General features: G+C 37.9%; 26 protein-coding genes. 18 read left to right on the top strand and 8 right to left on the bottom strand.

Annotation, left to right across the window (positions count from 1 at the left end; all coding sequences use genetic code 11):
• Positions 1 to 79: 79 nt before the first annotated feature.
• Positions 80 to 790, top strand: a complete 711-nt coding sequence (locus B1F84_RS07420) for an SIMPL domain-containing protein (RefSeq protein ID WP_131691038.1) — start codon at positions 80 to 82, stop codon at positions 788 to 790.
• Here B1F84_RS07420 and B1F84_RS07415 read toward each other — a convergent pair.
• A complete protein-coding gene (locus tag B1F84_RS07415) occupies positions 780 to 2,147 on the bottom strand; it encodes a DUF2254 domain-containing protein (protein ID WP_131691037.1) in 1,368 nt (455 codons plus the stop codon). The genes B1F84_RS07420 and B1F84_RS07415 overlap by 11 nt on opposite strands.
• A 111-nt stretch (positions 2,148 to 2,258) precedes the next feature.
• Between B1F84_RS07415 and B1F84_RS07410 the strand changes: the two genes are divergently transcribed.
• The 11 genes from B1F84_RS07410 to B1F84_RS07360 all read left to right on the top strand — a co-directional run bounded on the left by B1F84_RS07410 (position 2,259) and on the right by B1F84_RS07360 (position 12,322).
• Positions 2,259 to 2,627: an MAPEG family protein gene (locus B1F84_RS07410; protein ID WP_131691036.1), complete on the top strand. Its 369-nt coding sequence runs from the start codon at positions 2,259 to 2,261 to the stop codon at positions 2,625 to 2,627.
• 5 nt (positions 2,628 to 2,632) lie between these two features.
• Positions 2,633 to 3,532, top strand: a complete 900-nt coding sequence (locus B1F84_RS07405; protein WP_076919518.1) for a hypothetical protein — start codon at positions 2,633 to 2,635, stop codon at positions 3,530 to 3,532.
• A gap of 6 nt (positions 3,533 to 3,538) precedes the next feature.
• Complete coding sequence (locus B1F84_RS07400) at positions 3,539 to 4,177, top strand: sulfotransferase (RefSeq protein WP_131691035.1); 639 nt, start codon at positions 3,539 to 3,541, stop codon at positions 4,175 to 4,177.
• A 68-nt stretch (positions 4,178 to 4,245) separates the two neighbouring features.
• The gene (locus B1F84_RS07395) at positions 4,246 to 4,818 is read left to right on the top strand and encodes a tRNA-(ms[2]io[6]A)-hydroxylase (protein WP_013464932.1); all 573 of its coding nucleotides are present in this window, start codon (positions 4,246 to 4,248) and stop codon (positions 4,816 to 4,818) included.
• A gap of 189 nt (positions 4,819 to 5,007) precedes the next feature.
• Entirely contained in the window at positions 5,008 to 5,976 is a 969-nt protein-coding gene (locus tag B1F84_RS07390; RefSeq protein WP_131691034.1) for an ATP-dependent 6-phosphofructokinase, read from the top strand.
• 39 nt (positions 5,977 to 6,015) lie between these two features.
• Positions 6,016 to 6,429 carry a DUF1090 domain-containing protein gene (locus B1F84_RS07385; protein WP_131691033.1) on the top strand — a complete coding sequence of 138 codons (414 nt, stop codon included), beginning with the start codon at positions 6,016 to 6,018 and terminating at the stop codon, positions 6,427 to 6,429.
• A gap of 320 nt (positions 6,430 to 6,749) precedes the next feature.
• Positions 6,750 to 7,133, top strand: a complete 384-nt coding sequence (locus tag B1F84_RS07380) for a response regulator (protein ID WP_131691032.1) — start codon at positions 6,750 to 6,752, stop codon at positions 7,131 to 7,133.
• Between the two features lie 7 nt (positions 7,134 to 7,140).
• Positions 7,141 to 8,046 carry a MoxR family ATPase gene (locus tag B1F84_RS07375; RefSeq protein ID WP_131691031.1) on the top strand — a complete coding sequence of 302 codons (906 nt, stop codon included), beginning with the start codon at positions 7,141 to 7,143 and terminating at the stop codon, positions 8,044 to 8,046.
• A gap of 232 nt (positions 8,047 to 8,278) precedes the next feature.
• On the top strand, positions 8,279 to 9,037 hold the full coding sequence (locus tag B1F84_RS07370) for a DUF58 domain-containing protein (RefSeq protein WP_240702019.1): 759 nt from the start codon (positions 8,279 to 8,281) through the stop codon (positions 9,035 to 9,037).
• The gene (locus B1F84_RS07365; RefSeq protein ID WP_131691029.1) at positions 9,030 to 11,003 is read left to right on the top strand and encodes a DUF3488 and transglutaminase-like domain-containing protein; all 1,974 of its coding nucleotides are present in this window, start codon (positions 9,030 to 9,032) and stop codon (positions 11,001 to 11,003) included. Before B1F84_RS07370 ends, B1F84_RS07365 begins: the two co-directional genes overlap by 8 nt.
• Positions 11,000 to 12,322 carry a Na+/H+ antiporter family protein gene (locus B1F84_RS07360; protein ID WP_076919526.1) on the top strand — a complete coding sequence of 441 codons (1,323 nt, stop codon included), beginning with the start codon at positions 11,000 to 11,002 and terminating at the stop codon, positions 12,320 to 12,322. Before B1F84_RS07365 ends, B1F84_RS07360 begins: the two co-directional genes overlap by 4 nt.
• A gap of 198 nt (positions 12,323 to 12,520) precedes the next feature.
• On the opposite strand, the gene B1F84_RS07355 is transcribed toward B1F84_RS07360, so the two are convergent.
• From B1F84_RS07355 to B1F84_RS07345, 3 genes are read right to left on the bottom strand one after another with little or no spacing between them, the layout of a single operon-like run.
• Positions 12,521 to 12,955, bottom strand: a complete 435-nt coding sequence (locus B1F84_RS07355) for an acyl-CoA thioesterase (RefSeq protein WP_131691028.1) — start codon at positions 12,953 to 12,955, stop codon at positions 12,521 to 12,523.
• Between the two features lie 5 nt (positions 12,956 to 12,960).
• Positions 12,961 to 13,779, bottom strand: a complete 819-nt coding sequence (locus B1F84_RS07350) for a M23 family metallopeptidase (RefSeq protein ID WP_131691027.1) — start codon at positions 13,777 to 13,779, stop codon at positions 12,961 to 12,963.
• Entirely contained in the window at positions 13,772 to 14,629 is an 858-nt protein-coding gene (locus B1F84_RS07345) for a 6-carboxytetrahydropterin synthase (protein ID WP_008114652.1), read from the bottom strand. The genes B1F84_RS07350 and B1F84_RS07345 overlap by 8 nt, the downstream gene beginning before the upstream one ends.
• A 195-nt stretch (positions 14,630 to 14,824) precedes the next feature.
• Here B1F84_RS07345 and fabA point away from each other — a divergent pair, with 195 nt between their 5' ends.
• Positions 14,825 to 15,340, top strand: a complete 516-nt coding sequence (gene fabA, locus B1F84_RS07340) for a bifunctional 3-hydroxydecanoyl-ACP dehydratase/trans-2-decenoyl-ACP isomerase (RefSeq protein ID WP_008114654.1) — start codon at positions 14,825 to 14,827, stop codon at positions 15,338 to 15,340.
• Positions 15,341 to 15,403: 63 nt separating this feature from the next.
• Here the strand turns inward: fabA and rmf are convergent, their stop codons facing one another.
• Positions 15,404 to 15,574, bottom strand: coding sequence for a ribosome modulation factor (gene rmf, locus B1F84_RS07335; protein WP_008114656.1), 171 nt, complete (start codon positions 15,572 to 15,574; stop codon positions 15,404 to 15,406).
• Between the two features lie 377 nt (positions 15,575 to 15,951).
• On the opposite strand from rmf, the gene B1F84_RS07330 reads away from it, so the two are divergent.
• The 3 genes from B1F84_RS07330 (at position 15,952) to B1F84_RS07320 (ending at position 18,118) form a co-directional block, all read left to right on the top strand.
• On the top strand, positions 15,952 to 16,587 hold the full coding sequence (locus B1F84_RS07330; RefSeq protein ID WP_016900341.1) for a TetR/AcrR family transcriptional regulator: 636 nt from the start codon (positions 15,952 to 15,954) through the stop codon (positions 16,585 to 16,587).
• 49 nt (positions 16,588 to 16,636) lie between these two features.
• Positions 16,637 to 17,629 carry an MDR family oxidoreductase gene (locus B1F84_RS07325; RefSeq protein ID WP_131691026.1) on the top strand — a complete coding sequence of 331 codons (993 nt, stop codon included), beginning with the start codon at positions 16,637 to 16,639 and terminating at the stop codon, positions 17,627 to 17,629.
• Positions 17,630 to 17,701: 72 nt separating this feature from the next.
• A complete protein-coding gene (locus tag B1F84_RS07320; protein ID WP_008114664.1) occupies positions 17,702 to 18,118 on the top strand; it encodes a VF530 family DNA-binding protein in 417 nt (138 codons plus the stop codon).
• A gap of 57 nt (positions 18,119 to 18,175) precedes the next feature.
• Here B1F84_RS07320 and B1F84_RS07315 read toward each other — a convergent pair whose 3' ends face one another.
• Together B1F84_RS07315 and B1F84_RS07310 are read right to left on the bottom strand one after the other, a co-directional pair.
• Complete coding sequence (locus B1F84_RS07315; RefSeq protein WP_131691025.1) at positions 18,176 to 18,607, bottom strand: DUF3859 domain-containing protein; 432 nt, start codon at positions 18,605 to 18,607, stop codon at positions 18,176 to 18,178.
• A 56-nt stretch (positions 18,608 to 18,663) separates the two neighbouring features.
• Positions 18,664 to 20,481 carry a phosphotransferase gene (locus tag B1F84_RS07310; protein WP_131691024.1) on the bottom strand — a complete coding sequence of 606 codons (1,818 nt, stop codon included), beginning with the start codon at positions 20,479 to 20,481 and terminating at the stop codon, positions 18,664 to 18,666.
• A gap of 230 nt (positions 20,482 to 20,711) precedes the next feature.
• Between B1F84_RS07310 and B1F84_RS07305 the strand changes: the two genes are divergently transcribed.
• Both B1F84_RS07305 and B1F84_RS07300 read left to right on the top strand, forming a co-directional pair.
• Positions 20,712 to 22,229 carry a leucyl aminopeptidase gene (locus B1F84_RS07305; RefSeq protein ID WP_131691023.1) on the top strand — a complete coding sequence of 506 codons (1,518 nt, stop codon included), beginning with the start codon at positions 20,712 to 20,714 and terminating at the stop codon, positions 22,227 to 22,229.
• A gap of 182 nt (positions 22,230 to 22,411) precedes the next feature.
• Positions 22,412 to 23,956, top strand: coding sequence for a methyl-accepting chemotaxis protein (locus tag B1F84_RS07300; RefSeq protein WP_131691022.1), 1,545 nt, complete (start codon positions 22,412 to 22,414; stop codon positions 23,954 to 23,956).
• 49 nt (positions 23,957 to 24,005) lie between these two features.
• On the opposite strand, the gene B1F84_RS07295 is transcribed toward B1F84_RS07300, so the two are convergent.
• Entirely contained in the window at positions 24,006 to 24,557 is a 552-nt protein-coding gene (locus B1F84_RS07295; RefSeq protein WP_131691021.1) for a cytochrome b, read from the bottom strand.
• Between the last annotated feature and the right edge of the window lie 142 nt (positions 24,558 to 24,699).

The raw sequence follows: 24,699 nt of genomic DNA, 5'->3' as shown, positions 1-24,699 counted from the left end.
CTGTTTTTTTATGCTTGTTCATCTGCAATTAACCACATAAGGTGTTAACTAAGGCAATCAAATTTAAAAGGATAGACTTATGAAAACGCTTTCGATAATAACGGCTGCTTTGCTCAGTACGTCAGCCTATGCAACCAGTGCTCCTGAAGAGCCGCATATCTATGTTAAAGGTGAAGCTTCACTAACAACTATGCCCGATCATGTTCTATTAACGGTAGGTATTACTGAAATAGATAAAAACTTAATTGCCGCAAAAAAACAAACCGACACCACTATGGCCAACGCAATTAGTTTAGTAAAAAAACTAGGCGTTGCTGATGCCGATATTAATGCTGGTCAAATCTCAATCTATCGCGATAATCAATATAACCGCGAAACAGGTAAGCAAGAGTTTACCGGGTTTAAAGTGTCACGCTCGCTGACAATTAAACTTTCTGCGATTAATAAATACCCTGAATTACTACAAAGCTTAGTTAATAATGGCATTAATGAAATTAGGCAAACCCAATTTTTAGCGAGCAACTACGATGAGCTGCACAAAAAAGCACAAAAATTAGCTATTAAACAAGCTAAAGCAGCGGCAAAAGAGTTAACTGATGATTTTGATGTTGAATTGAAAGGCTTATATAGTGCGTCATTAAGTCCACTTGATATGCCATCAGTGCCTTACATGCGCAGTGAAAAAGTATTAATGGCTGATAGTGCACCGAGTAACTATGTACCCGATGCCTATCATGCTGGTGAAATTACAATAAGCGCATCAAGCTATGCCATTTATTTTATAGACTAAATGTTGTTTTAGGGTGGCGCTCAAAACGTGCCACCAACTGCTTTCCCTGTGATTCACTAATGCGCACAATGGCATACAGCATATTACTAATTTCTTGGCGATCATATTCGTTAACTATATGCTGATTAATATCATCAACAATGGCATTTAAATAATTAAACACACTGTTGCGTGCATCCACATCCTCATTAGCAATAAATAAAATATTTTTAAATGCTTCAATAACGTTAGTCATTACATAGGCATCGCCTTTTGCATAATTGCGTAAAGGGGTGAAGTTATCATGCAGTAGTTCATCAAAACTGGTTTCGTGAAAATATAGTAATGGCGACGCTTCAGATTGATTACACGCATAGTTAATTGCATTAATTTTCAGTCGATCAATTAATAATATACTGAGCATATCAATTGATTTAACCGCAGTACCCGGATCGTTAATTCCTGGACTCATTGCTTTTACCGCAATTTCAGAAATTTGCGTTAAACCGTAGCGGTAATGGTCACTAATGTATTCTTCTATATAAAATATAAAACAGTCTAGGATTTTCTCAATTAACGCTTCGTTCTCAGAAATATCCTTATTACATTTTAAAAACGGGTAACCTTTAACTGTAAAGTAACCTTGCTTAACCGTAATAAACAGCTCAATGTTTTCATCTGCTAGCAGGGCACACAATTTATTAGTGTGAACCCCTTTGTAGTAACCCTCGGTCGTACTATTTATTGAATGCCAGTTTGAAAACTCGGGAAAGTTATCAACGGGGTTTTCATTTTGCATATTGATAATGTCTTGAATTTCTTTTTTGGTTTGCCTAAACAACCCATTTAATACGTTATCAACTTGAATTGCTTTTGAAATAGAGTGAATAAAAAATACAAATAACCCTAAAGAGATTAACCCAAAAACAAGCGCAAACAACACGCCAAGAGACGGAATAGCGGTATCACCATTATCAAGTTTGTTTATGTTAATCAACATGATAATTGAATAAATAATACTACCCAAATAAAACCCTAATACCATTTGATGTGACTTGCGTGTGATCAACCCTGGAACAACTCTCGGTGATAAACTTGCACTAGCTGCATTTAATACCACCATCACCATAGAAAAGCTAAAGACGGTTAACGAAATAATACTGCCTGCAAGAGTACTTAAAATGGTGCGTGCGTTTTCTGCACTATCAACTAATATAAAAGAAATTAATGTTTTAAATTGTTCTATGGGGGCTAAGTACTCGACTGACATAGTCAGCACAGCAAAAAATAAAAATGCCACCGACAAGAGTGAGGGGTAAAATCCAATACTGTTAATTATTTCCCGATAGATATTGGTTATTCTCGTTCTTAAATACACATAATATCCTTACTAATTACGATTCCAGCTCATAAATCACTCTACCACAAATGGTGATTTTACTGCTTAAGTTATGTGTTATTATTGCTTAAAAATTAAATGGAAAATACTGTGATCATATCAAGTTATGCCGCTTTACTGGCACTATATTATATTTACTTGAGTATTAATGTTGTAAAAATACGCAAGGCTGAAGGCATTTCACTTGGTAATGGGAGTCATCCGGCACTTGAGCGTGCAACTCGGGCTCACGGTAACTTTATTGAGTACGTGCCAATTAGCCTAATTTTACTGTTCTTATTAGAGTATCAAGGGTTAGCGAGTCACTATGTGCATGCACTCGGTGGTTTGTTATTTATTAGCCGTGCGCTTCATGGCTCTGCTATTAGTACTAACAATTTGAAAGCACGCGCATTAAGTATGGTGATGACTTTCGCTATTCTTTTTGTAAGTTCCTTAATTTTATTGTTAAGTCGATAGAAACGATGCGATTCGCTATTGTTTTTTCAACTTGTTATTTTATTAGCTTAGTTGCACCTGGTGCATCGGCAATAGAAAACAACACAAAAAACGCCAGCGATACTTTACAAGTTGTCTATCCAAAAACCATGCGCAGTGGCGAAAATGAAATTTTATACCCAATAGTATTATTAAGGGCCGCCTTGCAATCCAGTGGTGAGAGTTTCACATTAAATGCTTCGAGTATTTCGATGGCACAAAGCCGCTCTTTAAAACAAATTATTCATAACGATGAAATTAATGTTGCATGGACTATGACTTCACAGCAGCGAGAGCAAGAACTCCTACCTGTAAGAGTGCCTATTTTTAAAGGATTATATGGCTGGCGTTTATTAGTAACCACACAAAACAAGCTTAGTAGCTTATCAAGTATTGAGAGCCTGAGAGACCTCAAACCAGTGCATTTTATTCAAGGACATGATTGGCCTGATACAAAAATATTATTAGATAGTGGATTAACTGTATCAACATCAATTGAATACAGCTCATTATTTAATATGTTAATAAAAGGCAGGGGGGATGTATTTCCTCGATCGTTGCTTGAGGTTGAAACAGAGCTAAATACCTTTAAAGATGATACAGGTGCAAACTTAACCTTGGTGCCACATTTAATGTTGCAATACCCAGCCGCCATCTACTTCTTTTTTAACAAAGACACACCGAAAATTGCGCAAGCCGTCGAAAAAGGACTCGAAATAATGCGCAGTAACGGTGAGTTCGACCGCTTATTTAATGCGTATCACCGCAGTGCAATAGAGCACGCTGATATAAAAAATAAAACAATTATTAAACTAAAAAACAATCAGTTACCAGCATTAACTCCCTTAGGTGATGCTGCACTTTGGTTTTCAGAAAAAGATATTTAACTCCCCATGACACAAAAAATATTTATTATAGGTTTACCGCGAACCGGGACCACCAGTGTATGCAATGCATTTTTACAATTTGGTATACCAACCGCTCATACTGCATATACCACCGCTTGTTTTGATAATGCGCTGGCTATAGCAGATACGCCTGTATTTAACGATTTTCAAGCATTAGATAAATTCTATCCAGGCGCAAAATTTATATATTTAGAGCGAGATCTTGCTGCTTGGTTACCTTCTATCCGTCAGCTTTTACAGCGAATGCACACTAATTTAACCCGGGCAGATGGTGGCTTTAATATTCATTTAAAACGCTGTTATTTGAATACGTTTAAAGATTTTTCACTAGAAAACATAAATAACGATAAATATTTAACTGACTGTTATAAAAAGCATATTAATAATGCTAAGGCTTATTTCAGTAATCGAGAAAATGATTTTTTAGCGATAGATATAGCTAAACCTAACAGTTTTAGTCAGCTTTGTGATTTTTTAAATATAAGCTCTGAATTAGCCGGATTTGAAAAAATGAATATGGGCGGTAAAGTCACCGCGTGGAATGATATAAAGCATCCATTAAAAATTGAGTCGACCGCGAAAGGGCGGATAGATAAATTTTTACCTTATGAGAGCCAAATTTAAACCATGAGCCAAGATTTTTATTTTTAAATACGCTAAAATCCACGCATTATTTTATAAGTTGTATCCTTATGTTTGAATTAAAATACCACACGCCATTTGAATGGACCGAAGTTGTTTTAGCTGACTTTGAAACTTTTTTACAAGACCACGCAGCTGCTGAAAAAAAAGCATCGGGCATGGCCATGTCTATGCTTTCACATTATCCAGATAAGCGTAAGTTAGTTAAAGCCATGACTGACTTAGCACTAGAAGAGTTAATTCATTTTAAACAAGTACTTAAACTATTAATTGAACGCGATACTAATTTGGGTGATGATAAAAAAGATCCTTACATTAAACAAATTCGTGCACACTTTAGGCATGGTCGTGATGGTTTTTTAATGGACAGACTATTAGTAGGTGGGGTAATTGAGGCGAGGGGACATGAACGTTTTTCTTTAGTTGCCGAGGCACTACCTGAAGGAAAAGAAAAAGATTTTTATGTCGCAATTGCTAAATCAGAAGAAAAACATAAAAATTTATTTGTAGAGCTTGCCTACGAATACTTTGATAAGCAAGAAGTTGACGAACGCTTAGACGAGTTACTAACAATAGAAGCCGAAATTTGTAAAAACATTCCTTTTACAGCGGCTCTTCATTAAAAATCACGGTATGTTGTTGATAAAGCAAAAGCAACATACCAACTTTTCAAGTTACTACTGCTCCCTTCATACTGATTAAACAATCAAATAAACCCTAAGTAGATCAACTTTACTGCGCTTACTTTACACAGCCTACTCATAAACAGCTATTATCAATTATTAATGTATAGCTTAATAGGATGTGAACCAATGCAGCCAATTCAACATATTGCCGTGCTAACCTCTGGTGGGGATGCTCCGGGAATGAACACCGCATTATTTGCCATAGTAAAAACCGCTCAACAACAAGGGATCAAAGTATCAGGGGTTCGCAAAGGATTTGAGGGTCTTATTGATAATGACTTAATTCCCTTGGACTATAAAAGTTTGCAACAAAGTATGCACTTGGGTGGGACTGTGTTAAAAACTGCACGCAGTGAAAGATTTAGAACAGAGACAGGTAGGCAGCAAGCTTTAGCTGCAATTGAACATAATAATGTTGATGCCTTAATTGTCATAGGTGGCGATGGCTCTTTTAGAGGATGTTTATGGTTATCGCACATTACCAACATCCCTTATATAGGTATTCCTGGCACTATTGATAATGATATTGCAGGCACAGACTACACCTTAGGGTTCGATACAGCAGTAAACACATCAATGCAATGCATTGATAATATTAGAGATACAGCTGAATCCCATAATAGGGTGTTTATTATTGAAGTAATGGGGCGTGATTCTGGCTATATTGGTACTTATGCAGGGCTAACTTCTGGTGCCGACTCAATATTAATTCCTGAAAATGATAAAGACATTGATGATTTATTGAATAAAATTAGAGATTATCACAGTGAACACGCATTTATCGTGGTAGTGTCTGAAGGCGACGAAATTGGTGTTGAGCATGTGTGTGAAAAAATAGCTGCTGTAAATTCAAATATAGATTTACGTGTAACTAAACTAGGGCACTTACAACGCGGTGGTAATCCATCGGCTGCTGATCGTATGTTAGCAATAAGATTGGGTGTACAAAGTGTAAAAGCATTATGTGCTGGGGAAACCGCTATAATGGTTGGTATATTAAATAACGCAGTCGCTAATACACCTATGCAAGATGTTGTTAAACAACACGTTATTAGTGACGAGCTACAAGGGCTGTTATCTGTATTTTGTAGATAGTAATTAAATAAGCATAATATCCAGAATGAGAAACTATAAATGAAATATTTAAGAGGTATAGCAATAAGCCTGTTATTAGTAAGCTCAGCAAGCGTGTTAGCTCAAAACAATTGTATGAATTTAAACGGCTGTGAAAAGAAAGCCTGTGAAGTTAACCAAGAATTATTAATTGCAAAACAACAAGGTAATGATCACAAAGTCGCGGGCCTTGATAAAGCACTAAAGAGTATAAATTCACATTGTAGCCACGAAGGATTAATTACAGAGTTACAACAAAAAATAGATAAGACCAGTATCGAAATTGAAGAATATAAAGCTGATATAAATAAAGCTAAGCAACAAGGCAAGTTCGATAAAATTGAAAAGTATCAGCAAAAGCTAAATGAAAAAACTAAGCAGTTACAACAATTAACTAATGAGCTTAATAGTTTAAACAAAGCAAATAGCGCGTAGTGAGTTTTATAGTTGAATACATCTTTATGGGAAAAGGGCTCAGATACAGTGATAATAACGTGCATAAACACCGTGCCGTAAGCTTGTAAAGTATTAACCCATCCTATTTAACATAATATAAATTATAGGTAGTTAAGCTTATCCTTATATGTAGCACTGTATTTTGGTTCTAGCACTCTCACTAAGTCCAATACTAGACGGTATCGGACATAACGTGCATTTTAACGGCAAATACGGTTATTCATAGTTATCACCTTGAGGTTCCTGATTGCTTGGCTTAATATTAAACCACAAGCCGTAAAAAATGTTGAAGTATTCATATGGAATTTGTACGCCCACTCGAACCTATTTTAATCATTGATGATGTTAAACAGATCCGTGCTGATTTAAGCCAAGTTTTAGCTGGCTTGGGTTTCGACGACATAATTGAATGCGATAATTTTAATTGTGCTAAACCCTTACTTATTGAAAAGTCGCCTAACGTTATTTTTTTAGATGTTGATTTGCCTGATTCTGAAAGCGTTGAAATTTTAGAGTCAATTAACAACGAGCATCCACATGCCCATGTGGTTATGTGTTCTGGCCACAACAGCTTTGAAACCGTACAAAACACTTGGGAGCTTGGTGCAAAAGAATTTATAGCCAAACCTTTCAACGCACAAAAAGTTGATGCCGTAATGAAACGTTTAGAACTTATAGATTAATTAAATTATGCAGCACATTGTTACCACCATTATTGATGACCTATCTACGGTTATATTTGGCAAACAACAACAAATAAAATTAGCATTAGCCTGTTTGTTTAGTGAAGGCCATTTACTAATTGAAGACTTACCTGGCATGGGTAAAACCACTTTATCGCATGCATTGGCTGCCGTTTTGGGGTTGTCTTATCAGCGTATACAATTTACCAGCGATTTATTACCGGCTGATATTATTGGTACCAATATTTTTAATAATAAAGAACACAGTTTTTCATTTCATAAAGGCCCGATTTTTAGTCAAGTTGTACTTGCTGATGAGATAAATCGTGCGGGTCCTAAAACCCAAAGTTCGTTATTAGAAGCCATGGAAGAACAACAAGTGACTGTAGATGGAGAAAAGTACCTGCTCCCTACTCCGTTTTTTGTTATTGCTACGCAAAACCCTTTATATCAAGCAGGAACTTATCCGCTGCCAGAATCGCAATTAGATCGTTTTTTAATGCGCATAAGCTTAGGTTTTCCACCTAAAAACGCTGAAAAAAGATTACTATTAAACAATCAAAAGCGCGATTACTCCCAATTACCACAACGAATTAACCAACAACAACTTAAACAAATACAAGAATCTATAGCTAATATTACGCTAAGCGCTCCGGTTGTTGATTATATTATTGAATTAGTGACTTACACTCGTGAGGCACAATCGTTATCGGCTTCGCTTTCACCAAGAGCAAGTATGGCGTTGGCAAAATCAGCAAAAGCATGGGCCTATATTGAAGGTCGAGATTTTGTACTACCTGAAGATGTACAAGCGGTATTTTCAAGTGTGTGCCAGCATAGATTAGGTTTGCACAGTGAAGCGGGCAACAACCAAATTGCAGACATTTTAAAACATGTTTTAGTGCCCGTTTAAACCAATGGGTATTTTTAAAATAAAACGCCCTACTTTTATCCATGCTATAAAAAGTGCAATTTTAACGGCCTTATTAAAAAATAAGCACAAAAAAAATAGCATCACTTTAACGCATAATACTATTTATGTTTTGCCTTCCACACTGGGTGTATATTTTACGATAGTTGCGCTATTAAACTTTGTAATGGGGATTAACTACCAGAACAATTTAATTCTTTTTATGGCGTACTTAATGTTTGTGATTATTATTTTTGCCTTGTTGTTAGGTTATAGCAACGCAAAAGGATTAACTGTTAGCTTTAAATATGCCATTGAGAGTTATGCACCTCAGCCACCCCAATTAGTGTGGCTAATAAAAGCAAACGACACATGTCAGTCAATTACTTTAAGTTATCCAAATAATTTTGAACACACCTGCTATATAGCTAATGTTAAAACCGACGCTATACAATGCCAGTTATCATTGCCTTATTTAAATCGCGGTCGCTATTCATTAAAACCAATAAAAATTGCCAGCAATTATCCATTTGGTTTGGTTAGTGTGTGGAGTTATATTCAACCTAGTCATGCAGTTTATGTTTATCCGTCAATTATTAAAACGCTTAATCAACAATTAAGCCAAATGACTGCTAATGATGATGAAGGAGCTGAAAAACACCAAGGCGATGACGAGTTTGAAAGTTTAATTACTCATTTGCCAGAAATGGGGTTGCAGCGAATTTCGTGGAAACACTACGCAAAAACTCAGCAATTATTAGTAAAGCAATTTAGTGATTTTAAATCTGCCGAGACACAATTTGACTTTAATTTAATGACTGGCGATACCGAGCAACGCTTAGGGCAGTTGTGTTATCTAGTATGCCAAGCGTTTGAAAGCGACATTAAATACTCGTTGAAATTGCCCAATAAGGTCATAGAAAATGGCTCCGGAAAGTTTCATCAGCAACGCTGTTTGCAAGCCTTAAGTAGTGTAGGCACTGATTATGAATAAGATCAAAAATCAACGCGTTATAAATTTTTCTCTGTCATTTATTTACTTAGGGTTAGTGAGCTTTTTTATAGAGCACTTGCCCCTGCCCTTTATTATTATGCTTGGCATGTTATGTGGCTGGAATATTTATTTAACCCTTAAATACAAACAAAAGCCCAACGCGTGGCTCGCAAACGGACTCGCTGCAATAGCATTAATTATTATGCTTAGCAGTATTGGCTTTAAAGATACCGTGGTGTTGTTTGTTGCTATGCTTTTGCTGTCATGCGTTTTTAAATTACTACAGGCAAAAACAAAGCAGCATTATCAATTAATCATCACCCTCACATTCTTTTCACTTTCAGCAGTGTATTTGTTTAGCCAAACTATTTTTACTACTTTAATTATTAGCACACTGTATGTTTTAAACTTTGCGGTACTCGGTTTGCTCGAATCGAGTCATAGTTTAAAACTGTCATCGAAACAAAGCGCTAAAATAATGCTGCTGGCTTTTCCTTTGGCTGTTGTGCTCTTATTATTTTTACCAAAACTCCCTGCATTTTGGCAATTACCTGGGCCAAAAATGGCGCAAACAGGCCTATCTGAACAAGTAGAACCATTTGATATAGCTAAATTATCAAACTCTGATGAATTGGTTTTTAGAGCTAAGTTTGATGATAACTCACCCTCTACCCCTTATTACTGGCGCGCTATTGTACATGATGAATTTGACGGTAAAGCTTGGAAAACATCTTCGTTTTTAAAACAAGCAATGATGTTGCCAAGCCAAAATAGCAGCAATGGAAATACCACTCAATACTCAATAATTGCTGAGCCAGCAATGGCTGATTGGTTATATGGGATTGGCTATGCCAACAGTGACAATGAAAATGTAATTTCCAATTCAGTGGGTTTACTGCGTAAAAAACAATATAAATCGAAAGTGTTGCAATATTCTGTTAGCACTGAACCATTATCTAGTAAAAAACTTAACAACATAGAGCAGCGTTTTTATAAAACGCTTACGGTGAGTAATAACCAAAAAAGTTATCAACTGGCGCAACAATTAAAAAACAGTAGTGCTAACGCCGATGAGCTTTTTAATAAACTGCTAGATTATTTTTCGCAAAATAACTTCAGTTATACTCTTACACCAACACCTATGCGCGGCGATGATACGCTTGATCAATTTATGTTTAACAATAAGCGTGGCTTTTGTGGTCATTATGCCAGTGCAGCGGCCTTTATTTTTAGAAGTGCAGGCGTACCAGCGCGGGTAGTCAGCGGATATTTAGGCGGCGAGTACAATCAAAGCAATGACTATATTACCGTTCGTCAATACGATGCGCATGCTTGGGTTGAGGTTTATACTAATGCAGGCTGGAGAATATTTGATGCTACAGCGGTTGTAGCCCCCGAACGATTAAATGGCTCTTTATCGCAAAGTGCAGCATTAAATGACGAATTTAAAAATAATATTAATTTTGGTTTAGTTAGCTTAAGTAATTATGCTGCCATAAACTGGCTTCGCCTTGAATTAGAAAATCTAGATTACCAATGGTCTAGTTGGGTGCTGGGGTTTGATAAAAACAAACAACAAGATTTATTAGCGTCCCTATTTGGTAACACTTATATTTGGTTAGTACCGCTAGGGGTTATTATTGTTTTAATTTTAAGTTTTAGTGCTTACTTTATTTATATAAACCGTCCCAAAGTTACCACCAAACAACCTCCCCTTGTAAACGAGTACTATCAACTACTAAAATGGGCTAATAAGCAGGCTATAAACTACCCTGAAAATGCCCCGCCAGTTCAAACTTTACTGCACATTAGTCAACATGCCCCCTATGCAGAGCAACAAATAACCGCCTTTTGTCACTTATTTGAGCAAGTGCGCTATGCAAGGCAACCATTTACCAAAGAACGTAAAAATCAGGCTAAAGATCTGATAAAATTAATTAAATCTATAAAACAGAGAAATCTATGAACGCAGTTATTATTGGCGTTATTTTAATGCTGGGACTCACTTTGGTCCGCGTAAATGTGATTGTTGCAATGACAATAAGTGCACTGGTTGCCGGATTAACCGCTGGCATGGGATTAAAAGAAAGTATTGATGCATTTAATTCTGGTTTATCATCGGGCGCCGAAATTGCTTTAAGCTATGCGATGTTAGGTGCCTTTGCTGTTGCGATTTCAAAGTCAGGCTTGACCCGAATTTTAGCCGCTAAGTTACTCGCCAAAGTAAATGCACAAACGGGTTCTAGTGAAACCGTATTAAGCTACTTTATCCTCTTTATTATTTTGATTTGTGCTATTTCATCACAAAATTTGGTACCGGTACATATTGCTTTTATCCCCATTTTAATTCCGCCGCTTCTTGTGGTGTTTAATAAACTGCGATTAGATAGACGTGCCATTGCTTGTATTTTAACCTTTGGTTTAGCCACCTCGTACATGGTGCTGCCGTATGGCTTTGGTGGTATTTATTTATATTCAATTTTACATAAAAACTTGGTTGATAATGGCCTTGAAATTATTAATACCAGTGTTCCGCTAGCGATGATCATTCCAGCTATTGGTATGTTTGTTGGCTTGTTGATTGCCCTGTTTATTAGTTATCGAAAACGACGTGAATACACAAGCACAGCATTAACTGTGCAAAGCCAACAAGCCGATGTTGAAAACCCTAAAAAGGTAATGCTGGTTGGTTTATTTGCAGTGCTTGCATCACTCATTGCTCAAAATGCCAGTGGCTCAATGATATTAGGTGGCCTAGTTGGTGTGGTTATATTTAGTGTATTTGGTGTGGTTAAGTGGGAAGAAAACGGCGACGTATTTAGTAAAGGTGTTGCCATGATGGCAATGATTGGCTTTATTATGATTTCAGCGCAAGGTTTTGCAGCGGTAATGAAAGAAACAGGACATGTTGCCAGCCTAGTGCATAGCAGCGCCGCCATTTTTGACGGTAATAAACCCATAGCAGCCGCTGTAATTTTATTAGTGGGCTTATTTATAACTATGGGTATAGGTAGTTCATTTTCGACTGTGCCTATAATTGCCACCTTATTTGTGCCTTTATGTTTAGAACTAAACTTTTCTGTAATGGCAACCGCTGCGCTTGTTGGTACTGCTGGCGCATTAGGTGATGCCGGCTCCCCTGCGTCTGATTCTACATTAGGGCCAACATCAGGACTTAATGCTGACGGACAACATGACCATATTTGGGATTCGGTTGTGCCAACTTTTATCCACTTTAATATTCCGTTATTGGTGTTTGGCTGGATAGCCGCTATGGTTTTATAGTTATTTAAAGGCGTGCATTGCACGCCTTTTTATTAGTCTCATTTATTACTTTAATACGCCCTCCTTATTGAAAAACTAATACTTTTTATTATATTCAATTGCTAAGTTGGCCATTAGATAAATAAAGTATGATGTGTTCTTTATGGTTAATAATATAAGCACCAATCATGGTGCTTATATTATTTTTACTGTTAGGTGTTATAACTCAAAACCATGCAGCATTTTGTCACACACGATAGGTGTTGGCCTGTGGTTATCATCCACGGCAACAAAGGTAAAACTACCCGTAATGGCAGAATGCTTATTATCTTTGTGCATGGTTTCTAAAAATATTTCAACATCTACCTTTAAGCTGGTATTACCAACATGCGACACTTTTGAGATTAATTCGGCAAATGAACCTGCCGGAATAGCCTCTTTAAAATCGACTCTATCTGATGAAATAGTTACCAATGGTTTACGACAAAAACGGGTGGCAGCTATAAAAGCAACCTCATCCATCCATGCTAATGCATCACCACCAAATAACGTATTATGATGGTTAGTACGCCCAGGAAAGACTGCTTTTGTCACCGAGGTGGTTGAATCTTTTATACGCTGCGCAATAATGGCTTCGCGCTCTACTTGAGTCATAATCTCTACTTTTTGTTTGCTAATGTGTCTTGCATTAATAATGCAGGGTCAAGGCGTTCGCCTTGCCAATTAAATCGCCAATCTAAATGCGGGCCAGTTACACGGCCAGTAGCACCTATTTCAGCCACCTTTGTACCTTGTTCAATTTTCTGCCCTACTTTTACATCAAGCTTGCTTAAATGAATATAAGTAGAGGTAACCCCATGACCGTGATCTAAAATTAATGTGCCACCTGAGTAATATAAATCGGGTTCTGCAAATACTACGGTACCGCTGATCGGCGCATACACAGGTGAACCTGTTTTGTTTGCTATATCTAAACCAAAATGAGGCCTGCGAGGTTCGCCATTAAAGTAACGTTGGCTACCATACACACCTGAAATACGCCCTTTTGCAGGCCTAAGTACTGGCTGTAAAAAGTATTCTAAATCAGAGTTAACAGCGCGAGCCTTTCTTACGGCAACGGCTTCACGGCTTATACGTTCACTTACTGCTTTTGGGGGCGATACATATTTTTTAGCAACACCGGTAATTTTATCTATATCGTAATCGCGAAGAGTTATAACTAAATCTTGCCTGTGGCTTTTACCGCTGTTATCTACCCAGCTTAATGTATGCACAGGTTTTGCGTCTCGGCCAAAACCAAATACAAATAGACCACTGTCTGCAAGCTTTAACAACTTACCATTAAGGCTCACCGACTTAGCGTTTTCTAATTGCCCTGTTACTAGTCCGCCTTGAGTTAAGTGCCCTTTTAGCTCAAGCGCCATAGCACTAAAGCTAGTTGATACGATTAACGCCGAAACTAATAAGGTTTTAAGCATAACTAATCGACCCCTTACCAACGCCTTCGTAGGCGGTAATTTTAACGTCTTTTTCTGGGTGCTCTAATTTCACTTGGCTGGCAATGTAGTCAGCAATACATTCTACCGTGGTATCAATCGGTAAAATGTCACAGCGTGATTCACTAATGGCCATTTCAAAATAACCTTGCGCTGCAGTATACGCAAAACAAACATCATCATTTTTAGCTGTGATATGTTTTAATTCAGAAGCGGTAATTTGATCTTCACTAGTTGCTAAGTAAATATCACGCCACTTATCAGCCCACTGTTTTTGCAAACGAGGCATAGAAATACCGCCTAGGCTTATACCTATTTGTGAACGATGGCCATGAATAATACGCTGGCAATTACCATCATGCTTTTTAAGGCCATGACTATAGTGGTAATAAAAACTCTGATTGTGCTCAGGCTTTAACACCAATTCTATTTTTTCAATATTATCAGGAAGCTGTGGCAGTATGGTGGCAACTAAATACTCGGTCACTGATTCAACGGTAATTTCATCAGTATCTATTAAACAATATGCTTGATGTGGCGCGCTCATTGCTAAGTGCTTATTATCAGCAAATGTACAATCTAATGTTTTGTGATCAGCAAATTCGTTAATGCTGCCGTTTATGTTGTTAGGAACAGCTAAACGGTGATCAATACACTCATCAATAATGCCTTTAATTTGCTTTTTAACTAAGCCAAAGTCTAACACCATAGACTCTTCGTTTAGTTTGCCATGTAAAGTCAAATCAACAATCCAACTTTCGCCAACTGCACCGCGTTTATTGCATAAGTAAGAAAAATCAATCACAGTGAGTGAGTTAACAAAAAGGGTCATAAATTTCCTTTAAACTGATTAAAAGTCAGCCCTAATTATAATGATTTCTGTTAGTAATTGCGCGGTTTAATCATACTAAAATCAGTTGCATTAACTGATTGCTTATAATTAAACCATTTTTTAACTGCTCCGAGTTGTTTAGCGTACAAGTGTACGCTAAAGTACGGGGCAATTTCTAAGCAAAGATAAAGTGTTATGGAACCTAAAAATAGCTATACAAAAGAAGATTTGATCCTTTGTGGTCAAGGTGAAATGTTTGGTGAAGGAAACTGTCGTTTACCAAGTGACAACATGTTAATGATGGATCGTATCATTTCAATTACCGATGACGGTGGTGAACATGGTAAAGGTCAAATAATTGCAGAGCTAGATATCGACCCTAGCCTTTGGTTTTTCGACTGCCACTTTAAAGGCGACCCTGTAATGCCGGGGTGTTTAGGCTTGGATGCTATGTGGCAACTTGTGGGCTTTTTCTTAGGTTGGTCTGGTGGTCCTGGTCTTGGTCGTGCACTCGGTGTAGGTGAAGTTAAATTTACCGGTCAAATATTGCCAACAGCTAAAAAAGTAACCTACCGTCTCGATATGAAACGCGTTATTAAGCGTAAATTGTTTATGGGTATGGCTGATGGAACCGTAGAAGTAGATGGCCGCGTTATCTACGAAGCAAAAGATTTAAAGGTAGGCTTGTTCCAAGATACCAGCGCGTTTTAAGTTTAAAACACGTAGCAAAAAGGCCTCCATTTGGAGGCCTTTTTGCTTTAATTCGTTATGAGTTTATGTTTTATACATATTGCGATTTTCTATTGCCTCGCGCCAACCACCAAGCCACTCAGACTTAGGATCAACTTGTTGATAAGGGCAGTGCTCTTTAGAGCGACCAGCTAAACCTGCTTTAAAACCTTGAGAATGAGCTCTTTCTAAACGATCTCTTTTCTGTCTCTTCATCGGTAAAATCCTCACCTTTATATTTATATTTTTGTAGCATTAATTTCATCTACATTTAATAAATAGCTAATAAAAATGTTTAATTCAAACTGTAAAAGCAATTAATTTGTTTGACTTTAACTAAGCTGCTGATGCAAAAATGAATTAACATTAAAAAACTTTTATTGCGTGATTTATTGTTTAATCGCAGCAATAAAATGGCTAAAACATACACCTCAAAAATTTTTGGTTTTGTACTTATGTACCATTTATATGACGCGATAAATTAGCCTAAGTTCCCAATTAATTTGTAATCGAAAAATAAACTAACATCGCTGTTTTAAAAACATTCCAAATAAAGGCTTGATTAATTAAAACCGATCGGTCTAATATAAGGCATGAACAAAACACCAGCAGTTGCAACTAGGCGTGGCCGCCCACCAAAAATAGCCAGAGACAGCGCAGATACAAAAGCGCTGCTCATTCGTGTGGGCTTAGAAACCTTAACAGAGTTTGGCTTTAGTGCCACAGGGCTCGACACCATATTAAAAAAAGCTAAAGTTCCCAAAGGCTCTTTTTATCATTACTTTAAAAGTAAAGAAGCCTATGGTTTGGCTCTTGTTGATGCCTACGACGATTTTTTTATAAATAAACTTAAATTTTACCTAGAGCAATCTGAAGTCCCCGCACTTGAGCGCATTGTTAATTTCACCCAAAGCGCAATTGCTGGAATGCAAAAGTATGATTACAAACGCGGGTGCTTGGTGGGTAACTTAAATCAAGAGCTTAATCATTTAAGTGACGACTTTAAAACTCGTTTAATGCAAAGCTACATCGCTTGGCAACAACAATTAAAACGATGTTTAGATTTAGCCCAGCAGCAACAAACTATTAATCCACACATTAATACCGAACAAATGAGTGAATATTTTTGGGTGGGTTGGGAAGGCGCAGTAATGCGAGCTAAACTAACCCAATCAAGTAAGCCACTTACTTTATACACAGAAATGTTTTTACGCGCATTACTCAGTTAATGCATTTTTTATTACTAATTTAAAGACGATCGGTCTAAAAGGAAATCTAATGAGCAATTCTATTAAAGCTATTGTTATAGATAAGCAAGACGACAATTACAGTGCAGCCCTAAGCACCATAAACAGTGACGATCTGCCAAACGAAAATGTATTAATTGATGTGCTTTACAGTACCTTAAATTATAAAGATGGCTTAGCCATCACGGGTAAAGGGCCTGTTGTGCGTAGCTTTCCTATGGTGCCGGGGATTGATTTAGTGGGTACAGTGACTAGCAGCGACAGTGCTGAATTTAAAAGTGGCGACCACGTTATTTTAAATGGTTTTGGTGTTGGCGAAAAGCACTGGGGTGGCCTAGCCCAAAAAGCGGCACTGAGCAGTGATTGGTTAATTCCCCTACCCGCCAACTTATCAGCTAAACAAGCTATGCAAATTGGTACTGCCGGTTATACGGCAATGTTGAGCGTGATTGCCCTTGAAAAACAAGGGATCACACCTGACTCAGGTGAAGTGTTAGTGACCGGTGCTAATGGTGGCGTAGGCAGTTTTGCTATTTATTTACTAAGCCAGCTAGGTTATCAAGTAACCGCAGCAACAGGTCGCATGGAACAAGCTGACTATTTAAAATCATTAGGTGCAACTAATGTAATTGATAGGAATGGGTTTTCAAATCCAGGTAAACCACTACAAAAAGAACGCTTTGCTGCTGCAATTGATTCTGTAGGTAGTCACACACTTGCTAATATTTGTGCCTCACTTAAATACGGTGGCGTAGTAACAGCTTGTGGGCTTGCACAAGGTATGGATTTGCCAGCGTCTGTGGCGCCATTTATTTTACGTGGTATTTCTTTGATGGGTATTGATAGCGTAATGCGCCCTAAAGCGGACCGTGTTGAAGCATGGGATCGTTTAGCATCCCTAGTTAGTAGCGATTACTTAGATAAAATTTCGACCGAAATCACACTTGATCAAGTTATTGAAAATGCCGAACAGCTCATGCAGGGCCAAATTCGTGGTCGTGTTGTGGTTAATTGTCAAAGTTAAGCATTTTTGCTATTAAACTCTCGTTATTAAATTTATAATACTGGCCGTATTTTTAATAACGAGAGAACACCTATGAGCAACCAAGAACTTTTCAGTAATAACCCACTGCAAGGCGTTAAATTAGAGCAAGTGGTTGAAGAACTGGTTGAGCAATATGGGTGGGAACTCCTGCATGCCTACTTACAACTCAACTGCTTTAAAAATAACCCTGACATTAAATCTGCGGTTAAATTTTTACGTAAAACCGAGTGGGCACAACAAAAAGTAGATAATTTCTATTTGTACCGCCTAAAAAACTTACCACGCCCAGATGACGTACAATACGAACTGCCTCCACGAGACCGTATTATCCCTGAAGGCGATAAACCAGGTGAACCATGCGAGTTAAGCTTTTCTGATGCTAAGCGTATTCAAGAGAAAAAAGCAGCCAAGCAACGTGCCCGTACTCGTAAACAACGTTCAAATTCAAGTAACCCTTGGGGTAACTAAGCTGATTTCATAAAAGAGCTAACTTTATTGTTAGCTTTTTTGTGCTTAATGAGAAAATTAATACCCTCGATGTTTCCAAAAATCGTCTTCAGTTTTGGTTTTTTCATTGATTAGATTAAATGTCTTATCAGCAATGATTTTACCTGCTAAAGATAAGGTCATGCGCCAGTCACCTACTTTATCTTCTATAGGCTCCCATACCGTATCCCCTAAATAAAACGACCAATCGTTATCTTTAACGTATACATTCCCCTCAAAAGGCTGCATCACTTCGCCATCGGAATCTATAATACCGGGGTGATAAATACAATAATGTAGCTTTTCGCCTTTGGCTTTTTTGATATTTACTATTAGGCCAAATTCCACATCAATACACGCGGTTACCTTTGTGGTGAATTGCGTGATTTGTGGTAACGATTTACTGGCTTTGTCCCAGTTGGAATATATACCGTAACTTTCTAATGTAATTTGTGGTTTAGATTTTGCCATTTAACTTTCTATTTTTTCTTTCTATTGTTAAGCCACCAGCCTCAGCGAGTGACTTATTAATTAAGTAGTTGTTTTGGATTTTTAGGATAATAATTGCTGGGTTGCTGCTCGCATAAACTAAACTCGCGAGTATTTTTATACGGCAACTTCATAAAACCAGCTACCCCCACATCAGTTATATTAACCGCGTACTGCATGAGTTTATTTAGCAAACGTTTAAATTCAACTTCTTTACTAGCATCGAGTAATCGATAGTAATGGTGAATCTTCATCCTATCTGGTAGTGCTTCAAAAATAATACAACCCGTATGATGTATCTGGTTTAGCTCAAATACACATTTAATCACCTTTTTAGGCAGTTGCAGTTGTTCATCGGGATCTTTACCATCTTCAAAATAGGAATGCGGACGGGTTACCTCGCTGGCTTTTACATTAACCACTTCATAGTCAAGCTCAGGTAACTGGTTAAATTTAAACGCACCGGTACCATCGCGCTCTAACTGAATCGTTTTACGGGCATCAAATAAACAACACTTAAATAAGCCCTTTTGACTAATCGCTTGCGCAAGCATTACTGTATTGTTTACCGCATCAGTAAATGCGGTTGCTAAAGCTTCATCGTGCATAATAAGTGATGACTCAACATACAAAGATTCATCTTTCCAATGAAAACTCAGCCCCCCTACTACAGGGTATTTAGCTAAGCGACTAATAGAGGCTAAAAACGCTTTTTCGGTATCTCCGGTATCAAATAAAAATTCTTTGTAATACCTATCTAACTGAGCATCGTTTACATCGAGTAATTGCTGTTTATGGTCGGCTTGGCGTAAAAACTGTTTGCGGGAACTATATACAACGGTTTCGGGCTCAGGATCTTGGCTAAACCAAAAAGGAATGCGTGCTTTAGTGTCTTGCTTTGGTAGCTCTGGTAAAAATGCTTTTGCCATAGTTTCTATGTTACGCATAAAATAGTCGCCGGCTTTATCCCTTACACTACGCTCTTTTGAAAGCATGCCATCAATTACATTCGCCAGCTCTTTAGGTAGCATTAAACTACTGGCCGGAATAGCCTGAGCGCCAAATCGACAAGACTGAGCCGATGCAAGTGCATATAAAGTTGATGCAACCCCCTGCTCATCAAAACGAGGGGATGACTTTTCACCAGACATTTGCGCATCACCAATAAAATACACATCACCCATTCGTGCGTTAGTGGTGCTTAAATCACCCGACATTAAATCCATAAAATTACTGGCAATAGGGTTGCCTTGTTCATCTACTTGGGCATATACCGAACTCCCCCAATCAACCAATGAAAGCTGCTTGGCTTTTTCATCCCACACCAAGTTAGAGGGTTTAATATCGCCATGCACAATAGGTTGTGGGCTTAATCCGTTTTTATGATGGCGTAAATCAAGCAACACATTTCTCAATTTTACCGCTAAGTTCATTATTTTTGCGGCAGATAGCCGCCCTTGCTTAAGTGATACTTTTTCAAGATCTTCACCTATTGCACGAGCCATCATCAAAATGCCCTGTTTTTTAATTCGCTCAAAACCGTAAAATTGTGGCACTAACGGATTATCAATTTGAGACAGCATATACGCTTCGTCTTCAAGGCGATCTCGTACACTTTGTGCCAGCGTAATTCTTGAAAATTTAAACACCCAAGGCAGGCCATGTTCATCATCACCCGCAAATACAAACCCAAACGCACCAGAGCCAATCATTTCAACATTTTTATAACCAAGTAGTGTTAGCTGTTTAATACAAATGTTAAGCCATTGGCGATGCTTTTTAGCGTCACGGTGTGACAGCAAATAAACAGACTGTTCTTCGTTAATATAAAAGTTGCGAATTTCTTTTGCTTTCAATGCAGATTCTCTAGGTTGGTGGTTTAAAGCTGCGTAATGCCTTTATGTTTGATAGTAACGCGACCGTTATTTTTATTAAACCTTTAAGGTCACTTCCATTAGTCAAATTTATATTATTTACTAATGATTTTGACGTATATCGCTGATATTTGCGGTTTCACCGTATCCTACTTACCCATAACAGTCTAAATAGGGTAAAACACCCCTTTAAATTATTCTTAAGTTAAAAAATGAAACGTATTATAAAAGCCTCTTCAATCGCGCTTGCACTGGGTATGTGTATTAATGCACAAGCAGCAGACTTTAATTTTTCTACAAAAGTAGACAGCGACGCAAATACGCTGGTTGTATTTTATAGCCAAGATGGCAGCAACAGCCAATTTAAAACACTTGATAAACAATTTGATGGCCAATTAAAACGTGTTATCGATATTGAAAATTTCACTGGCGATTACGCAAAAGTCGCGCAACTTGTCGCGCCCAGTAAAAGTAACTACAGCCGTATTTTGGTTGTAGGTACAGGTAAAGCAGACGAATTAAATAAAGCAAAAGCGGCTAAGTTAGGCGGTAATATTCATGCTCGCCTAGTTAAAGCTAAAGCAGGCACTGCCAGTGTTATTTTTGATGATGTAACTGGCGCAAATGATAATGCTGCGCTTGCTGCTAATTTTGCCCACGGTGCAAACTTACGCGATCACCGTTTTGAAAACTACAAAAAAGAACCAAGCACTGAAACAGTTAGCTATACGTTTGATGTTGATAACACCAAGCAAACTCGCAAGCTTTACAGCCAATTAGAGAGTGTTCAAGCAGGTGTATTTTTAGCACGCGATTTAACCTCAGAAGTGGCTAGTGAAATGACGCCGGTTGATTTTGCCAATGCAGCAAAAGAATTAGAATCTTTAGGTGTTACTATTAAAGTGTTAGAGCCAAAAGAGCTAAAAGAGCTTGGCATGGGCGCACTAGAAGCTGTAGGTAGAGGAAGCCAGCAAGGTGCACGTTTAGTGGTAGCTCATTATAAAGGCTCTGACGATGCCCCTATTGCCCTTGTTGGTAAAGGCATTACGTTCGACTCAGGTGGTTACAGCATCAAAACCGGTGCGTCTATTGCACGTATGAAATCAGACATGGCCGGTGCTGCTGCAGTGCTTGGTACTGTAAAAGCAATGGCGTTAGCTAAAGCCGATAAAAACGTAGTAGCCGTTATGGGCATGGCAGCTAATATGGTATCGCAATTTGCTGTTGCACCAGGCGATGTTGTTCGCACAGCTGAAGGCTTAAGTGTAGAAATTTTAAATACCGATGCTGAAGGTCGATTAGTACTAAGTGATGCAATGTGGTATGCACGTGAGCACTACAAACCAGAGATCATGATTGATGTTGCAACCTTAACAGGTTCTAAAATTCGTGCTGTTGGTAATGAATACGCAGCGGTATTTTCTGATGATGACACACTAGTATCGCAACTTACCCTGGCAGGTAAACAAGTAAACGAAAACCTATGGCGCTTACCATTAGGTTATAAAGATATGTTGAAGTCTGACATTGCTGATATAACAAATGTAGGTTCAGGTGGCCCTGGTGCAACCACAGCCGCTACTTTCTTAGAGCATTTTGCTGGTGAAACCCGTTGGGTGCACATTGATATCGCAGGTAATGCATTAGTGAAAAAAGGCAAAGATGAGCTTTCACCAGGTGGTACAGGTTTTGGTGTACGTTTACTTAGCGAGTGGTTATTAGCTAACTAATCATCATTAATTTGATTAATTAAAAGCGCCAAAATGGTTTACTGTTTTGGCGCTTTTTGCATTCTACTGAGTTGGTTTATAGGTAAGACCTCATAAAATAAACTGTTAAAACCGTTTTATTAATTGATTTTGTTTGATTTATAGTCAAAGATGAAAAAACAAACAGTAATGAGGTCAATGGAATGAAAGTAACCTACCTGCTTTATAGCATTTTTTATTTATCTATTTGTTTTCTATTCTTTTTTGAACAGCTCTCAGCCATTGCAGCTGGTGTTATAGTACTATTGTCTGGCCTGTTTTATATAAAGTCTGCCCCTTCAAAAGTTACACATAATCAAGACTCAACGTCTGTGCAAAGCTTCACCAATAAAATTGCGCAAAACATTACAAAAGCCACCTCGCAAAATGCCATAGGGGCTGCTGAAGTATCGTTTTATGTTGATAGCTTATCTAAAGAAATTGATGCCTGTTATAAAGAAAGCGAAACGGTGGGACTTGCAACCCAAGCGCTTTCACAAAATAGCACTGAGCTCAGCGACAACATGACCACCATAAACCAAGCAATGCTTCAAACCGCCCAAGCATCTAGCACTGCCGATAGTCGTTTACAAACAGCAACCAAACAAATAGAGTCACTGGGTGAGTCTATTGATAACGTTGCCTTACAACTCGATATTTTATTAAAAGGCGCAAACGATATACAGAGCATTACCCAAGTTATTCAAAATATTGCAGAGCAAACCAATTTACTGGCGTTAAATGCGGCCATTGAAGCCGCACGCGCAGGTGAACAAGGTCGTGGCTTTGCTGTTGTTGCCGATGAAGTGCGTAACCTTGCAAATAAAACCAACGACGCCACTAAGCAAATTGCCGATATGCTCACTCAAATTAATGCTAACAGCATAAAAACCAATGACGATATGAAACAAGTATCCCAAAACAGTGCCACAGTAAAGTCTGAGCTTGAAACCGTCACTGAATCGTTCATTGCTATTAATCAAGATATTGGCTCATCATCTGCGGCACTAGAGAGCATGCATCAAGGTGTTGCTACATTTCAGCAAGCAACCACACAAATTAATAGTTCAGTAACTAGCATTAGCCATTTACTCGGTGAGGTAACCACTAAAAGCGGCTCAATAGCGCAGCAGGCTTCATCGTTGTCATTGGGATCAGAATCAATTTTTAGAGAACTTGACAGCATAGAGCATGATGCGTTTTTCAAACCCATATTAGAAGAAGCCACAAAAGCGAGTAAAAAAATTAGTGAATGCTTTACCCAGTGGATAGCCAGTAATAAAATTACGCAGCAGCAACTGTTTAGCCAAAACTATACACCTATTGCTAATACTAAGCCGCCTAAATATTCCACTGATTACGACGCACTATGCGATCAAACATTGCCAGCAATCCAAGAGCCCATACTTGAAAATAAAGAGATAATATTTGCTGGCGCTGTGGACAAAAAAGGGTATTTTCCAACGCATAATAAACGTTTTAGTCAGCCTCTTAGTGGCAACTACGAACAAGATTTAATTAATAATCGCACTAAGCGAATTTTTAATGACCCCACAGGCATTCGTTGTGGTAGCCACACCGAAAGCTTTTTATTACAAACCTATAAACGTGATACCGGTGAAATACTGCATGACCTTTCGGTGCCAATTTATGTAAACGGTAAACATTGGGGCGGGTTTAGAATAGGGTTTAAGAGTACAACTCATTAATTAATATAAAAAGGGAGACACATGGTCTCCCTTTTTATAGATGATGTGTTTATTTTTTAGAAAACAGCATACGTTTAAAGGTATTATCAGCCAAAATGTAATGATGAAATAATGCAGCCGCCGCATGTAAGCCTATTACGTAATAACCAACTTCGCCCGCTGTTTCGTGTATTTCTTTAATGGTTTTACCAAGCTCTTTGTTTTCACTTGCCAATGGAGGCAACTCTAAACCAAAAAACGGGATGGGTTTACCTGCTAAACTCAAAATTAACCAACCAGCTATAGGCATAGCAAACATAAACACATACAGCGCAGTATGAACAAATGTAGCTAACTTATTTTGCCATTTCGCAGGCTCAGGTTGTATAGCAGGTACTGCACCACCCACTAAACGCGCAACTAACCTCACACTAACTAAAGCTAGCACCGATAAACCCAACATAAAGTGCCACATTTTAAAGGCATCACGGGTTTCGGTACCCTTTTCAAATAATTCACGAAGTTCAATACTGCCGTACACAGTCACAATTAAAATAAACATCAACCAATGCAAAGCAACAGAAAGTGTATTGTAATGAGTATCTGTATTTTTAAAATTCATAATACCTCCTAATTAAACGCATTGAAGTTAAAAGCCACTTATGCGTATGAGTATACATTTACAGGCTAACCTTTAATCACTCACTGTTTAATGATCTAAAACATAAAATGAGTTACTAATTCAGTTCAATGGTTTAATGATT

Origin of the sequence: Pseudoalteromonas sp. DL-6 (assembly GCF_004328665.1) — a bacterium.
GTDB lineage: Bacteria > Pseudomonadota > Gammaproteobacteria > Enterobacterales > Alteromonadaceae > Pseudoalteromonas.
Note: the sequence above shows the minus strand (reverse complement) of the source record. Positions and strands in the feature narration are given on the sequence as shown.

What these genes read in the sequence shown, in the direction of transcription:
- B1F84_RS07400 (WP_131691035.1), top strand. Translation starts at nt 3,539, where the DNA reads ATGACACAAAAAATATTTATTATAGGTTTACCGCGAACCGGGACCACC.
- B1F84_RS07370 (WP_240702019.1), top strand. Translation starts at nt 8,279, where the DNA reads ATGTTTGTGATTATTATTTTTGCCTTGTTGTTAGGTTATAGCAACGCA.
- B1F84_RS07355 (WP_131691028.1), bottom strand. Translation starts at nt 12,955, where the DNA reads ATGACTCAAGTAGAGCGCGAAGCCATTATTGCGCAGCGTATAAAAGAT.
- fabA (WP_008114654.1), top strand. Translation starts at nt 14,825, where the DNA reads ATGGAACCTAAAAATAGCTATACAAAAGAAGATTTGATCCTTTGTGGT.
- B1F84_RS07375 (WP_131691031.1), top strand. Translation starts at nt 7,141, where the DNA reads ATGCAGCACATTGTTACCACCATTATTGATGACCTATCTACGGTTATA.
- B1F84_RS07305 (WP_131691023.1), top strand. Translation starts at nt 20,712, where the DNA reads ATGAAACGTATTATAAAAGCCTCTTCAATCGCGCTTGCACTGGGTATG.
- B1F84_RS07345 (WP_008114652.1), bottom strand. Translation starts at nt 14,629, where the DNA reads ATGACCCTTTTTGTTAACTCACTCACTGTGATTGATTTTTCTTACTTA.
- B1F84_RS07405 (WP_076919518.1), top strand. Translation starts at nt 2,633, where the DNA reads ATGCGATTCGCTATTGTTTTTTCAACTTGTTATTTTATTAGCTTAGTT.
- B1F84_RS07320 (WP_008114664.1), top strand. Translation starts at nt 17,702, where the DNA reads ATGAGCAACCAAGAACTTTTCAGTAATAACCCACTGCAAGGCGTTAAA.
- B1F84_RS07365 (WP_131691029.1), top strand. Translation starts at nt 9,030, where the DNA reads ATGAATAAGATCAAAAATCAACGCGTTATAAATTTTTCTCTGTCATTT.
- B1F84_RS07350 (WP_131691027.1), bottom strand. Translation starts at nt 13,779, where the DNA reads ATGCTTAAAACCTTATTAGTTTCGGCGTTAATCGTATCAACTAGCTTT.
- B1F84_RS07325 (WP_131691026.1), top strand. Translation starts at nt 16,637, where the DNA reads ATGAGCAATTCTATTAAAGCTATTGTTATAGATAAGCAAGACGACAAT.
- B1F84_RS07360 (WP_076919526.1), top strand. Translation starts at nt 11,000, where the DNA reads ATGAACGCAGTTATTATTGGCGTTATTTTAATGCTGGGACTCACTTTG.
- B1F84_RS07390 (WP_131691034.1), top strand. Translation starts at nt 5,008, where the DNA reads ATGCAGCCAATTCAACATATTGCCGTGCTAACCTCTGGTGGGGATGCT.
- B1F84_RS07420 (WP_131691038.1), top strand. Translation starts at nt 80, where the DNA reads ATGAAAACGCTTTCGATAATAACGGCTGCTTTGCTCAGTACGTCAGCC.
- B1F84_RS07380 (WP_131691032.1), top strand. Translation starts at nt 6,750, where the DNA reads ATGGAATTTGTACGCCCACTCGAACCTATTTTAATCATTGATGATGTT.
- B1F84_RS07395 (WP_013464932.1), top strand. Translation starts at nt 4,246, where the DNA reads ATGTTTGAATTAAAATACCACACGCCATTTGAATGGACCGAAGTTGTT.
- B1F84_RS07295 (WP_131691021.1), bottom strand. Translation starts at nt 24,557, where the DNA reads ATGAATTTTAAAAATACAGATACTCATTACAATACACTTTCTGTTGCT.
- rmf (WP_008114656.1), bottom strand. Translation starts at nt 15,574, where the DNA reads ATGAAGAGACAGAAAAGAGATCGTTTAGAAAGAGCTCATTCTCAAGGT.
- B1F84_RS07330 (WP_016900341.1), top strand. Translation starts at nt 15,952, where the DNA reads ATGAACAAAACACCAGCAGTTGCAACTAGGCGTGGCCGCCCACCAAAA.
- B1F84_RS07385 (WP_131691033.1), top strand. Translation starts at nt 6,016, where the DNA reads ATGAAATATTTAAGAGGTATAGCAATAAGCCTGTTATTAGTAAGCTCA.
- B1F84_RS07300 (WP_131691022.1), top strand. Translation starts at nt 22,412, where the DNA reads ATGAAAGTAACCTACCTGCTTTATAGCATTTTTTATTTATCTATTTGT.
- B1F84_RS07315 (WP_131691025.1), bottom strand. Translation starts at nt 18,607, where the DNA reads ATGGCAAAATCTAAACCACAAATTACATTAGAAAGTTACGGTATATAT.